Origin of the sequence: Pseudomonas sp. MWU12-2020, assembly GCF_023100605.1 — a bacterium.
Taxonomy (GTDB): Bacteria; Pseudomonadota; Gammaproteobacteria; order Pseudomonadales; family Pseudomonadaceae; genus Aquipseudomonas; species Aquipseudomonas fluorescens_H.
Genome location: NZ_JALMEX010000007.1, coordinates 152,745 through 165,328, shown reverse-complemented (window position 1 = coordinate 165,328; position 12,584 = coordinate 152,745). Strand labels below are relative to the sequence as shown.

The 12,584-nt window shown below is 61.8% G+C and carries 11 protein-coding genes; 9 read left to right on the top strand and 2 right to left on the bottom strand.

Translation table 11 applies throughout. The annotated features are described in order from the left end of the window. Positions 1–49 precede the first annotated feature (49 nt). From M0814_RS17730 to tldD, 3 genes are read left to right on the top strand one after another with little or no spacing between them, the layout of a single operon-like run. Positions 50–3,853 (top strand): YhdP family protein, encoded by a 3,804-nt coding sequence (locus M0814_RS17730; RefSeq protein WP_103485937.1) that lies wholly within the window; start codon positions 50–52, stop codon positions 3,851–3,853. Between the two features lie 58 nt (positions 3,854–3,911). Further along, positions 3,912–4,772 (top strand): carbon-nitrogen hydrolase family protein, encoded by an 861-nt coding sequence (locus M0814_RS17725; protein WP_003221670.1) that lies wholly within the window; start codon positions 3,912–3,914, stop codon positions 4,770–4,772. A 4-nt stretch (positions 4,773–4,776) separates the two neighbouring features. Further along, positions 4,777–6,219 carry a metalloprotease TldD gene (tldD, locus tag M0814_RS17720; protein ID WP_007961588.1) on the top strand — a complete coding sequence of 481 codons (1,443 nt, stop codon included), beginning with the start codon at positions 4,777–4,779 and terminating at the stop codon, positions 6,217–6,219. 51 nt (positions 6,220–6,270) lie between these two features. On the opposite strand, the gene yjgA is transcribed toward tldD, so the two are convergent. Next, entirely contained in the window at positions 6,271–6,795 is a 525-nt protein-coding gene (yjgA, locus tag M0814_RS17715) for a ribosome biogenesis factor YjgA (RefSeq protein WP_003221672.1), read from the bottom strand. A gap of 102 nt (positions 6,796–6,897) precedes the next feature. On the opposite strand from yjgA, the gene pmbA reads away from it, so the two are divergent. The 6 genes from pmbA (at position 6,898) to M0814_RS17685 (ending at position 12,270) form a co-directional block, all read left to right on the top strand. Then, on the top strand, positions 6,898–8,250 hold the full coding sequence (gene pmbA, locus M0814_RS17710) for a metalloprotease PmbA (protein WP_177434732.1): 1,353 nt from the start codon (positions 6,898–6,900) through the stop codon (positions 8,248–8,250). Positions 8,251–8,500: 250 nt separating this feature from the next. Beyond that, a complete protein-coding gene (locus M0814_RS17705) occupies positions 8,501–8,908 on the top strand; it encodes a FagA protein (RefSeq protein WP_103485939.1) in 408 nt (135 codons plus the stop codon). Then, positions 8,889–10,265, top strand: a complete 1,377-nt coding sequence (locus M0814_RS17700) for a class II fumarate hydratase (protein WP_103485940.1) — start codon at positions 8,889–8,891, stop codon at positions 10,263–10,265. The genes M0814_RS17705 and M0814_RS17700 overlap by 20 nt, the downstream gene beginning before the upstream one ends. Before the next feature lie 27 nt (positions 10,266–10,292). Continuing rightward, entirely contained in the window at positions 10,293–10,733 is a 441-nt protein-coding gene (locus tag M0814_RS17695) for a hypothetical protein (RefSeq protein WP_003221677.1), read from the top strand. 1 nt (position 10,734) lies between these two features. Next, positions 10,735–11,346, top strand: coding sequence for a superoxide dismutase (locus tag M0814_RS17690; RefSeq protein ID WP_045122293.1), 612 nt, complete (start codon positions 10,735–10,737; stop codon positions 11,344–11,346). Positions 11,347–11,376: 30 nt separating this feature from the next. Then, the gene (locus M0814_RS17685) at positions 11,377–12,270 is read left to right on the top strand and encodes a ZIP family metal transporter (RefSeq protein ID WP_103485941.1); all 894 of its coding nucleotides are present in this window, start codon (positions 11,377–11,379) and stop codon (positions 12,268–12,270) included. 37 nt (positions 12,271–12,307) lie between these two features. Here the strand turns inward: M0814_RS17685 and M0814_RS17680 are convergent, their stop codons facing one another. Continuing rightward, positions 12,308–12,583 carry an HPr family phosphocarrier protein gene (locus M0814_RS17680; RefSeq protein WP_003221684.1) on the bottom strand — a complete coding sequence of 92 codons (276 nt, stop codon included), beginning with the start codon at positions 12,581–12,583 and terminating at the stop codon, positions 12,308–12,310. Between the last annotated feature and the right edge of the window lies 1 nt (position 12,584).

The following is a 12,584-nucleotide window of genomic DNA, read 5'->3' as shown; positions in this document are numbered from 1 at the left end:
CGGCTGGCCTCAGCTTTTAGTAGTTTTATTGCCATGGGAGCCAACTGACATGGAGCGTCTGACACGCATTTTGGCCGCACTGACCCGCTGGGGGCTGGGCCTGTGCGCGTTGGTTCTGGTGCTGATGGCGTTGTACGTCAGCCTCGGTCGGGAACTGACGCCGCTGGTGGCGGAATACCGCACCGATATCGAAGACAAGGCCACGGCCGCGCTCGGCATGCCATTGGAGATCGGCGAACTGGAGGGCAACTGGAGCGGATTCGCGCCGATTCTGCTGGCCCACGATGTGATGGTCGGTGACGGCGCCAATGCCTTGCGTCTGGATCGGGTGCGCGTGGTGCCTGATCTTTGGGCCAGTGTGCTGGCGCGCGAAGTACGCATCGCCCATCTGGAACTGAACGGCCTGAAGATCAGCGTCAAGCAAGCGCAGGACGGCACCTGGGCATTGGAAGGCCTGCCGGTGCAGAACGACCAGCCGCTTGATCCCGAACAATTGTTCAATCGCTCGCAGATTATTCAGCAACTGTCGGTGCTCGACAGTCAGGTGACCGTGCAGCCGCTGGATCAGGCGCCGATGACCTTTACCTACGTCGGCCTCAATCTGAAAACCGGCAGTAGCCGTCAGCGTCTCGACGCCCGTCTGACCTTGCCCGACGGGCAGCCGGTGGCGATGAGCCTGCGTACGCGGATTCGCCCCTCTCAATTGCCCGACAGTTCGGTGGAGGGTTATGTCAGCCTGCCGCAAAGCGATTGGTCAAAGTGGCTGCCCGAGCGTTTGACCCAGCAGTGGAATTTTTCCCAGATCAAGGCCGGCGGCGAGCTGTGGGTGAACTGGAACGACGGCGCCCTGCAAAGCGCCGCCGTGCGTTTGAATGCGCCGCAGGTGACCGGCGCTTATGCCGAGCGCAAACCGATCAAGATCAGCAATCTGGCGCTCAACGGTTACTACCAGCGGGATGACGAGGGCGCGATCGTTACCCTCGATTCGTTGGCGATGAATTTCGGCGAGACCCGCTGGGAATCCCATGTGCAGCTCAAGCAGACGGTGGCCACCGATAAAACCGATGAGCTGTGGCACTTGCAGGCCGATCGCCTTGATCTGACACCGCTCACGCCGTTGCTCAATGCGCTGGGGCCGTTGCCCGAAAGCGTCGCCACGGTCGTCGACCACCTGAAGGTGACGGGCGGACTGCGCAACGTGCTGCTGGATTTTCGCCCGAACGCCACCGACGGCTCGAAATTCGGCTTCGCTGCCAACCTCGATAATGTCGGTTTCGATGCCTATCACGGTGCCCCGGCGGCGCGAAACGTCAGTGGCAGCCTCAGCGGCAACCTCGACGGCGGTGAACTGCGCATGGACAGCAAGGATTTCGTCCTGCACCTCGACCCTATCTTCGCCAAGCCATGGCAATACATTCAGGCCAACGCCCGTTTGACCTGGAAACTCGACAAAGACGGTTTCACCCTGATCGCGCCTTACCTGAAAGTGCTGGGCGAAGAGGGCAAGATTGCCGGCGACTTCCTGATCCGCCTGCACTTCGACCATAGCCAGGAAGACTACATGGATCTGCGCGTCGGACTGGTCGATGGTGACGGTCGTTACACCGCCAAGTACCTGCCCGAAGTCTTGAGCCCGGCCCTCGACGAGTGGCTGCGCACGGCGATCCTCAAAGGCGCCGTGGACCAGGGGTTCTTCCAGTACCAGGGCTCGTTGAACAAGAACGCCAAGGATGTCGATCGCAGTATCAGCCTGTTCTTCAAGGTGCATGACGCCGAACTGGCGTTCCAGCCGGGCTGGCCGCATGTGAGCAAGGTCAGCGGCGACGTGTTCATCGAGGACAGCGGCGTGCGCATCGTGGCCGACAAGGGCCAGTTGCTCGACACGCAGGTCAGTGACGTCTTCGTCAACATTCCCCATGTGCAGGCCGGACAACATACCCATCTGTTTCTCGACGGCGGTTTTTCCGGTGGGCTGGGCGACGGGCTGAAAATACTGCAGACCGCGCCGATCGGCACCGGCGAAACCTTCGCCGGCTGGGAAGGCGAGGGCGATCTGCAGGGCAAGGTCAAACTCGATATTCCGCTGGAAAAGGGTGATCAGCCGAAGATTGTCGTCGACTTCAAGACTGCCAATGCGCGCCTGAAACTGGCGGAGCCGAAGCTTGAACTGAGCCAGCTCAAAGGCGATTTCCGTTTTGACAGCGCCAAGGGGCTGAGCGGGCAGAACATCGCGGCGCAGGCGTTCGACAAGCCAGTCACCGCGCAGATTTTTGCCGATGGCAGCGCCAACAAGATCAAGACCCGGGTCGCCGCCTCCGGGCAGGTCGAGGTGAAGAAACTCACTGACTGGCTGGGCGTCACTCAGCCATTGCCGGTGTCCGGGACCATTCCCTATCAGTTGCAGGTCAACCTCGACGGCAGCGACAGTCAGTTGACGGTCAGTTCCAACATGAAAGGTGTGGCGGTGGATCTGCCAGCACCGTTCGGCATGTCGGCCCAGCAGGGCCGGGACACGGTATTCCGCATGACCCTGCAAGGTCCGGAGCGGCGCTACTGGGTCAGCTACGATCAGCTGGCCAGTTTCACTTTCGCGGCGCCACCGAGCAATTTCGCCGATGGCCGCGGCGAGCTGTTCCTCGGTACGGGCGATGCGGTTCTGCCGGAGGCCAAGGGTTTGCGCATTCGTGGTGTGCTGTCGGAGCTGGACGTCGCACCGTGGCAGGATCTGGTCAGCAAATACGCCGGCAACGACCCGGGTGGCAGCGCCAAGCAACTGCTCAACAGTGCCGACTTCAAGGTGGGCAAGCTCACCGCTTTCGGCACCACGCTCGATCAGGCTGCAGTGCAGGTCAACCGCAAACCGTGGGCCTGGAATCTGTCGCTCGACAGTCAGCAGGCCAAGGGCTCGGCCAGCCTGCCTGATGCCAAGGGCGCACCGATTGGGGTCAATCTGCAATTCGTGCGCCTGCCGGCGCCGGATCCGACGGTGCAGGCTGACGAGAACTCGCCCGACCCGCTGGTTTCGGTCGACCCGACGAAGATTCCTGCGCTGGATATCACCATCAATCAGTTGTACCTCGGCCCGGATCTGGTGGGCGGCTGGTCGCTCAAGGTGCGGCCAACGGCCAAAGGCATTGCCCTGAACAATATGGACATGGGCCTCAAGGGCATCCTGTTGCAGGGTAATGGTGGCTGGGAAGGTACACCGGGGGCGACCAACAGTTGGTTCAAGGGCCGGATCAGCGGCAAGAACCTCGCCGATGTGCTCAAGGGCTGGGGCTTTGCACCGAGCGTGACCAGTGAAGAGTTTCACATGGACGTCGATGGCCGCTGGCCCGGTTCGCCGGCATGGCTGGCGACCAAGCGTTTCTCGGGCACGCTGGATGCCTCGCTCAATAAAGGTCAGTTCGTTGAAGTGGAGGGCGGCGCGCAGGCGTTGCGGGTGTTCGGTCTGCTCAACTTCAACTCCATCGGCCGCCGCCTGCGCCTGGATTTCTCCGACTTGTTCGGCAAGGGCCTGAGTTACGACCGGGTCAAGGGCCTGCTGGTGGCCAACGCCGGTGTCTATGACACTCGCGAGCCGATTCGCCTGACCGGGCCGTCGAGCAATCTGGAACTCAACGGTACGCTGGATCTGGTGCGTGAGCAGGTCGATGCGAAATTGCTGGTGACCTTGCCGGTGACCAACAACCTGCCGATTGCCGCGTTGATTGTCGGCGCGCCGGCGGTGGGCGGGGCGTTGTTCCTGATCGACAAGCTGATCGGTGACCGTGTGGCACGCTTCGCCAGCGTCAAGTACACCGTCAAAGGCCCGTGGAAAGAACCGAAAATCACCTTCGACAAGCCTTTTTGAACAGCCATATCCCAAGCCTATGGAGTAGCATGGCCGCATACCTGTTGCGGAGCGCGCCATGTCTTTAGCGGTGATTCAAATGGTCAGCCAGAGTGATGTGCTGGCCAATCTGGCGCAGGCTCGACGCCTGCTCGAACAGGCCGCGGCCGGCGGCGCGAAGCTGGCGGTGCTGCCGGAAAACTTCGCCGCCATGGGCCGTCGCGATATCGCCGACATCGGCCGCGCCGAAGCGCTCGGCGAAGGGCCGATCCTGCCGTGGTTGAAACAGACCGCCCGTGACCTCAAGTTATGGATAGTGGCCGGTACCTTGCCGTTGCCGCCGCTCGGGCAACCGCAGGCCAAGTCCCACGCCTGTTCGCTGCTGGTCAACGATCAGGGTGAAACCGTCGCGCGGTATGACAAGCTGCACCTGTTCGATGTCGATGTGGCGGACAATCGCGGGCGTTATCGCGAATCCGATGACTATGCTTATGGCAGTGGCGTGGTGGTGGCGGACACGCCGGTCGGCCGCGTCGGTCTGAGCGTGTGTTACGACTTGCGCTTCCCGGAGCTGTACAGTGAACTGCGCGCCGCCGGTGCCGAGTTGATCACCGCTCCATCGGCCTTTACCGCGGTGACCGGTGCGGCGCATTGGGACGTGCTGATTCGCGCCCGGGCCATCGAGACCCAGTGTTATGTGTTGGCGGCAGCGCAGGGCGGAACCCATCCGGGGCCGCGAGAAACCTTCGGTCATGCGGCGATTGTCGACCCGTGGGGCCGTGTGCTGGCGCATCAGGATCAAGGCGAAGCGGTGCTGTTGGCCGAACGCGACAGTGATGAACAAGCGTCCATCAGGGCGCGAATGCCGGTGACGAGTCATCGGCGGTTTTTCTCGCAGGGCGCACAGCGGCCTGCTTCAGAACATGAATTTAAGGCGTAAACCTATGAGCGAGTTGTTGTCCTCAGTCAGTGATCACCTGTTGGCGCCCGGCGGCGTGACGATCGAGAGCCTGCAAGGCGTGCTCGGCGATCTGGCAGGCCCGGGCATCGATGCTGCCGACCTGTATTTCCAGGGTCAGATCTCCGAGTCGTGGTCGCTGGAAGACGGCATCGTCAAGGAAGGCAGCTTCAACCTCGATCAGGGGGTTGGCGTGCGTGCGCAGTCCGGTGAGAAGACCGGTTTTGCCTACAGCAACGCGATCACCCTTGAAGCGCTGGGCGCTGCGGCTCGTGCCGCGCGTTCGATCTCCCGTGCCGGGCAGAATGGCACGGTGCAGGCGTTCAGCACTCAGGATGTCGCGCAGCTGTATGCGCCGGACAATCCGCTGGAAGTGTTGAGCCGCGCCGAGAAAGTCGAGCTGCTCAAGCGCATCGACGTCGCTACCCGCGCCCTCGACCCACGGATTCAGCAGGTCAGCGTGAGCATGGCCGGGGTCTGGGAGCGGATTCTGGTAGCGTCCACCGACGGAGGCCTGGCCGCTGATGTGCGACCGCTGGTGCGTTTCAACGTCAGCGTGATCGTCGAGCAGAATGGTCGTCGCGAGCGCGGCGGGCATGGCGGCGGCGGGCGTACCGACTACCGTTATTTCCTCGCCGAAGACCGTGCCATGGGTTATGCCCGTGAAGCGCTGCGTCAGGCCCTGGTGAACCTCGAAGCGATTCCGGCACCGGCCGGCACCTTGCCTGTCGTCCTCGGTTCGGGCTGGTCCGGCGTGCTCCTGCACGAAGCGGTCGGTCACGGTCTGGAAGGCGACTTCAACCGCAAGGGCAGTTCGGCCTACAGCGGGCGGATGGGCGAAATGGTCGCTTCCAAGCTCTGCACCATTGTCGATGACGGCACGTTGAGCGGTCGTCGCGGCTCGCTGAGCGTCGACGACGAAGGCACCCCGACCGAGTGCACCACGCTGATCGAAAACGGCGTGCTCAAGGGCTACATGCAGGACAAGCTCAATGCGCGCCTGATGGGCGTGGCCCGTACCGGTAACGGTCGTCGCGAGTCTTATGCACATTTACCGATGCCGCGCATGACCAACACCTACATGTTGGGCGGCGAGAGCGATCCGGCGGAAATCATCGCGTCGGTGAAGAAAGGCATCTACTGCGCCAACCTTGGCGGCGGTCAGGTCGACATCACCAGCGGCAAGTTCGTGTTCTCCACCAGCGAGGCGTACCTGATCGAGGACGGCAAGATCACTGCGCCGGTCAAGGGCGCGACGTTGATCGGCAACGGTCCCGAGGCGATGAGCCGGGTGTCGATGGTCGGTAACGATCTGGCGCTGGACAGCGGTGTGGGTACGTGCGGCAAGGACGGGCAGTCGGTGCCGGTGGGTGTCGGTCAGCCGACGCTGAAAATCGATGCGATCACCGTGGGTGGCACGGGCGCATAAGAAGAGGTGGAGCTTCGGGTGGCGCGCATTGCGGCCACCCGCTGACGACTATCAACGCAGGCCGCGTTGCGTATCGTCCAGCTCACGGATGTACTTGAAGATCTTGCGGCTGGAAGCAGGAGGTTTGTTTTGCGCAACCTCGTGCTGAGCCTGACGGATCAGGGAACGCAGTTGTTGGCGATCGGCGTCCGGGTACTCGACGACGAATTTCTCCAGCACGGCATCGTCACCGGCGATCAGGCGGTCACGCCAGCGTTCGAGGTTGTGGAAACGCTCGTTGTACTGACGGGTGGAGGCATCGAGTTGATCGAGCAGTACCAGAATCGCGTCAGTGTCCTGATCGCGCATCAGTTTGCCGATGAACTGCAGGTGCCGTTTACGCGCGATGTTCGCGGTGTGCTTGGGCGCATCGGCCAGGGCCCGGCGCAAAGCGTCGGTCAATGGCAGTTTTGCCTGCAAGTCGGGCTTGAGTGTTGTAAGGCGCTCGCCAAGGTCAACCAGAGCATGCAGCTCGCGTTTGACCTGAGATTTGCTTTTTTCTCCCGTATCGAGGGAGTCGTCGTAAGAATCAACCATGGTGGCAGTCCGCAAAGAAACGCCGCCATGATAACCAGTCGGGGGCCGCTTGTCCGGCCCGGTCGCTCGATGACCCCAGCCGAAAGCAGAATTTGAGTGGAGATGAGCATGAGTGCAGTTCAAAGCGTCGGCCCGCAGGCATTGCCGGCACTGCAGGAACAGGTCGAGCAGATCATCGCCGAAGCCAAGCGTCAGGGCGCCAGCGCCTGCGAAGTCGCGGTGTCGCTGGAGCAGGGTTTGTCGACGTCGGTACGCCAGCGTGAGGTCGAGACGGTCGAGTTCAATCGCGATCAGGGTTTTGGCATCACCTTGTATGTTGGCCAGCGCAAAGGCTCGGCCAGCACTTCCGCCACCGGCCCTGACGCGATTCGCGAAACCGTTGCCGCTGCACTGGCCATCGCCAAACACACCTCTGAAGACGAAGCTTCGGGCCTCGCTGATGCGGCGCTGATGGCCAAGGATCAGCAGGATTTCGATCTGTTTCACGAGTGGGACATCACCCCCGAGCAGGCCATCGAGAAGGCGCTGATCTGTGAAGCGGCCGCGTTCGACGCCGATGCGCGGATCAAGAACGCCGACGGCACTACCCTCAGCACGCATCAGGGCTGCCGTGTGTATGGCAACAGCCACGGTTTCATCGGCGGTTACGCGTCGACCCGGCACAGCCTGAGCTGCGTGATGATCGCCGAAGCCGATGGCCAGATGCAGCGCGATTACTGGTATGACGTGAACCGTCAGGGCAGTTTGCTGGCGGATCCGGTGAGCATCGGCCAGCGTGCCGCGCAACGCGCCGCGAGCCGTCTGGGCGCGCGTCCGGTGCCGACCTGCGAAGTGCCGGTGCTGTTTTCCGCCGAGCTGGCGGGCGGATTGTTCGGCAGTTTCCTGTCGGCGGTGTCCGGCGGCAGCCTGTACCGCAAATCGTCGTTTCTCGAAGGCACTTTGGGGCAGAAACTGTTTCCGGAATGGCTGACCATCGACGAGCGTCCGCACCTGATGCGCGCCATGGGCAGTGCGTCCTACGACGGCGATGGTCTGGCCACTTACGCCAAGCCGTTCGTCGAGAAGGGCGAACTGGTGTCGTACATCCTCGGCACGTACTCCGGGCGCAAACTCGGCATGCCGAGCACCGCCAACGCGGGTGGCGTGCACAACCTGTTCGTCACTCACGGTGACGAAGACCAGGCGGCGCTGTTGAAGCGCATGGGCCGTGGGCTGCTGGTTACCGAATTGATGGGCCATGGCTTGAACATGGTTACAGGCGATTATTCGCGCGGGGCGGCGGGTTTCTGGGTCGAAAACGGCGAAATCCAGTTCGCGGTGCAGGAGGTGACCATCGCTGGCAACATGCGCGACATGTTCAAGCAGATCGTCGCAGTCGGGAATGATCTGGAGCTGCGCAGCAATATTCGCACGGGCTCGGTGTTGATCGAGCGAATGACTGTCGCGGGCAGTTAAGCCCCAGCAGTCAGACAAGAAAGGCGCGCCACCTCATCGGGTGGCGCGCCTTTTTTCTTGGCTCCTCACAAAACCCTGTGGGAGCGAGCCTGCTCGCGAAAGCGATTTCACAGCCGACCGCAGCGGCGATTGACACGACGCCTTCGCGAGCAGGCTCGCTCCCACAATGGAGTCTGTGTAATCAGGTACTCTTGTTTTGGTTCTCATTATCATCTAATAATGAATCTCATCTACGAACGAGTCCCGGATCATGAGTTCTGCCTTGCACGAGCAGCCGTACCTCGAAAGCTGGCGCTGGATGAGTCGCCAGATCCGTTGCGCAATGGATCCTGACGAACCGCGCCTGATCGAACATTACCTGGCCGAAGGCCGTTATCTGGCCTGCTGTACGGCGACTTCCCCGTGGACCATCGCTGAAACCTCCTTCCGTCTGCTGATAGACACAGCCACCGACATCGCGTTGCCGTGGCACTGGCGCAGCCTGTGTCTCGATCAAGCCTGGCGCCCGCTGCGTGAAATGGAGCGCCTCTCGCTGTGCAACTGCCGGCTCCAGCGCTGGCAGCGCTACACCTGGCAACTGGCGACCTGCGAGTTGCTTCCCTCGATTCCTCTCATTGAACTGGTGCAAGGATTTTCAGATGAACAAGACACGTATTGAGCGCGACAGCATGGGCGAATTGCAGGTGCCGGTGGGCGCTCTCTACGGCGCGCAGACCCAGCGTGCAGTGGATAACTTCCCGATCAGCGGACAACCGATGCCGAGGCAATTCATCCGTGCGCTGATCCTCGCCAAAGCCGCTGCCGCCCGGGCCAACGTCGAACTCAACCAGATCAGCGCCGCACAGGGCAAAGCCATCAGCGATGCGGCCCAAGGCCTGCTCGAAGGCGACTTCATGCAGCATTTTCCGGTGGATATCTTCCAGACCGGCTCCGGCACCAGCTCCAACATGAACGCCAACGAAGTGATCGCGACCCTCGCCAGCCGTCTGCTCGACGAGCCGGTCAACCCGAACGATCACGTCAACTGCGGCCAGAGCAGCAACGACATCATTCCGACCACCATCCACGTCAGCGCTGCCCTGGCTTTGCACGAACAGCTGTTGCCGGCGTTGCTGCACCTGGTGCAGGTGATCGAAAACAAAGCCGAACAGGTGCATCACCACGTCAAAACCGGTCGCACCCATTTGATGGACGCGATGCCGGTGCGCATGAGCCAAGTGCTCAATGGCTGGGCGCAACAGCTCAAGGCCAACATCGCTCACCTGCAGGATTTGCTGCCGAGCCTGCAATCGCTGGCACAGGGCGGTACGGCGGTTGGTACCGGGATCAATGCGCATCCTGAGTTCGCCGCACGTTTCAGCCGCCAACTGAGCCAGCTGACCCATGTGCAATTCACTCCGAGCAAGGATCTGTTTGCGCTGATCGGCTCGCAGGACACCGCCGTCGCCGTCTCCGGCCAGCTCAAGGCCACCGCGGTGTCGCTGATGAAAATCGCCAACGACCTGCGCTGGATGAACTCAGGGCCGCTTGCCGGTCTCGGCGAGATCGAGCTCGAAGGGCTGCAACCGGGTTCGTCGATCATGCCGGGCAAGGTCAATCCGGTGATTCCGGAAGCCACTGCGATGGTCGCCGCGCAAGTGATCGGCAACGACTCGGTGATCACCATCGCCGGCCAGTCGGGCAATTTCGAACTGAACGTGATGCTGCCGATCATCGCCCAGAACCTGCTCAGCAGCATCGAACTGCTGGCCAATGCCAGTCGTCTGCTCGGCGACAAGGCCATCGCCAGCTTCAAGGTCAATGAGTCGCGGCTCAAGGAAGCGCTGTCGCGCAACCCGATTCTGGTCACCGCGCTCAACCCGATCATCGGCTATCAGAAGGCCGCCGAAATCGCCAAGCAGGCCTACAAACAGGGGCGTCCGGTGATCGACGTCGCGCTGGAACACACCGATCTGTCGCGCAGCCAACTGGAAGAGTTGCTCAACCCCGAGAAACTCACCGCCGGCGGCGTGTAAATCCCGCAACCGCTTTGGAGGTTCACCATGGAGCACTGGAAACGCACGATCGAACGGGCCAATCGCTGCTTCATGTTGGGCGAGCTGATTGATGCCCGTGAAGCTTATCTGCAAGCCCTGGCCCTGGCGCAAGTGCTGTTCGAGCGCTGGGCCGATGCCGACGAAGCGGTGGCGGCCTGCGTCATCTCCCACCACAACCTGGCGGATCTGCACCTGCGCCTGAATCAGCCGGAGGAGAGCGCCGAGTACCTCTGCGCGATTCATCAACGGCTGTTGCAAACCATGCAGGACGAGCGCCTGCGTCCGGCCCTGCGTGAAGCCGCACTGCGCCAGAGCAGCAAGACCTACGTCGAACTGCTGAATTTCATCAGCGAGCACGGCGAATACCCGCGCACCCAGCGCCTGCTGCATCCGGATACCGGCAATGCGCGTCGCGCGCCTGCCTCACATCACCATGGAGTCCACTGAAATGGCTTTTACCTTGCCTGCCTTGCCGTACGCCTACGACGCTCTGGAACCGCACATTGATGCGCAAACCATGGAGATTCACTACACCAAGCACCACCAGACTTACATCAACAACCTCAATGCCGCCGTCGAAGGCACTGAGTACGCCGAGTGGCCGGTGGAAAAACTGGTCGCCAGCGTCCAGCAGTTGCCGGAAAAACTCCGCGCAGCGGTGATCAACCAAGGTGGCGGCCACGCCAACCACTCGCTGTTCTGGGAAGTCATGGTGCCCAATGGCGGTGGCAAGCCAGATGGCGCGTTGGCCAAGGCGATCGATGAGCAACTGGGCGGCCTCGACAGTTTCAAGGACGCCTTCACCAAAGCCGCACTGACCCGTTTCGGCAGTGGCTGGGCCTGGCTCAGCGTGACCCCGGAGAAAAAACTGATCGTGGAAAGCAGCGGCAATCAGGACAGCCCGCTGATGAATGGCAATACGCCGATTCTCGGTCTGGACGTCTGGGAACACGCTTACTACCTGCGTTATCAGAACCGCCGTCCGGAATACATCAACGCGTTCTACAACGTGATCAATTGGCCTGAAGTCGCCGCGCGTTATCAGGCCGCACTGGTTTAAGCCATCTATAAAAACAATCCAGGGCTGACTATGGGCACTGAAACACTGTCGATTGGCGGTGGGCGCATGTTTCGTTACGCGGTCGGGTCGCTGTTGCTGCTGGCGGGCATGACTCTGCTTGCGGCGCACGGCCTGGAATGGCTGGATCTGCAGCCGAAGCTGTCGCGGGCCTTGCAGGGTGGGGCGATCTGCGCCCTCGGCACGGCGCTCGGCGCGGTGCCGGTGTTGGTGATCCGGCGCATGCCGCAGATGCTCAGCGATACGCTGCTGGGTTTCGGCGCCGGCGTGATGCTGGCAGCGACTGCGTTTTCGCTGATCGTGCCGGGCATTGGTGCCGCCGAAACTCTGGGCCTGACACCGTGGGCGGCCAGCGGGCTGATCTGCTTCGGCATCATGCTCGGTGCATTCGGCTTGTATCTGGTGGACCTGAAACTGTCCGGCGCCTCACCGGAAATGCTCGTCGGTACCCCTGAGCACCCGGTGATTGCGCCGCGGATCTGGCTGTTCGTCTTCGCCATCATTGCCCACAACATCCCGGAAGGCATGGCGGTGGGTGTCTCTGCAGGTGGTGGCATGCCGGACGCCGACAGTCTGGCGATGGGCATTGCCTTGCAGGATGTGCCAGAGGGATTGGTGATTGCGCTGGTGCTGGCCGGGGCGGGGATGTCGCGGGTCAGGGCGTTCTTGATCGGGGCGGCTTCAGGGCTGGTCGAGCCAGTGTTTGCGCTGCTCTGTGCGTGGCTGGTCAGTCTGGCGGAGCTGTTGTTGCCGTTGGGGCTGGCGCTGGCGGCGGGGGCGATGTTGCTGGTGGTGACGCATGAAGTGATCCCCGAGTCGCGACGCAATGGTCATGACAAGCTGGCCAGTCTTGGCTTGCTGATCGGGTTCTGTCTGATGATGGTGATGGATACGGCGCTGGGCTGATTGGCAGAGAGGGAGCAAGCTCCCCCTCCATGCAGGATCAACCACCTTCATCGAAGTAGTTGTTGATCAATGCCACCAGCGCATCCAGCGCTTCCTGCTCCTGATGGCCTTCGGTACTCAGATAGATCTTGGTGCCTTTGCCGGCGGCCAGCATCATCATCGCCATGATGCTTTTGCCATCGACCGTGGTTTCGGGTGTACGCCCCACTCTGATCGTGCAATCCGGGAACTGGCCCGCTACCCCGACGAATTTGGCCGACGCTCGGGCATGCAGGCCCAGCTTATTGATGATTTCGATTTCCAGAGCAGGCATC

What these genes read in the sequence shown, in the direction of transcription:
- M0814_RS17730 (WP_103485937.1), top strand. Translation starts at nt 50, where the DNA reads ATGGAGCGTCTGACACGCATTTTGGCCGCACTGACCCGCTGGGGGCTG.
- M0814_RS17725 (WP_003221670.1), top strand. Translation starts at nt 3,912, where the DNA reads ATGTCTTTAGCGGTGATTCAAATGGTCAGCCAGAGTGATGTGCTGGCC.
- tldD (WP_007961588.1), top strand. Translation starts at nt 4,777, where the DNA reads ATGAGCGAGTTGTTGTCCTCAGTCAGTGATCACCTGTTGGCGCCCGGC.
- yjgA (WP_003221672.1), bottom strand. Translation starts at nt 6,795, where the DNA reads ATGGTTGATTCTTACGACGACTCCCTCGATACGGGAGAAAAAAGCAAA.
- pmbA (WP_177434732.1), top strand. Translation starts at nt 6,898, where the DNA reads ATGAGCATGAGTGCAGTTCAAAGCGTCGGCCCGCAGGCATTGCCGGCA.
- M0814_RS17705 (WP_103485939.1), top strand. Translation starts at nt 8,501, where the DNA reads ATGAGTTCTGCCTTGCACGAGCAGCCGTACCTCGAAAGCTGGCGCTGG.
- M0814_RS17700 (WP_103485940.1), top strand. Translation starts at nt 8,889, where the DNA reads ATGAACAAGACACGTATTGAGCGCGACAGCATGGGCGAATTGCAGGTG.
- M0814_RS17695 (WP_003221677.1), top strand. Translation starts at nt 10,293, where the DNA reads ATGGAGCACTGGAAACGCACGATCGAACGGGCCAATCGCTGCTTCATG.
- M0814_RS17690 (WP_045122293.1), top strand. Translation starts at nt 10,735, where the DNA reads ATGGCTTTTACCTTGCCTGCCTTGCCGTACGCCTACGACGCTCTGGAA.
- M0814_RS17685 (WP_103485941.1), top strand. Translation starts at nt 11,377, where the DNA reads ATGGGCACTGAAACACTGTCGATTGGCGGTGGGCGCATGTTTCGTTAC.
- M0814_RS17680 (WP_003221684.1), bottom strand. Translation starts at nt 12,583, where the DNA reads ATGCCTGCTCTGGAAATCGAAATCATCAATAAGCTGGGCCTGCATGCC.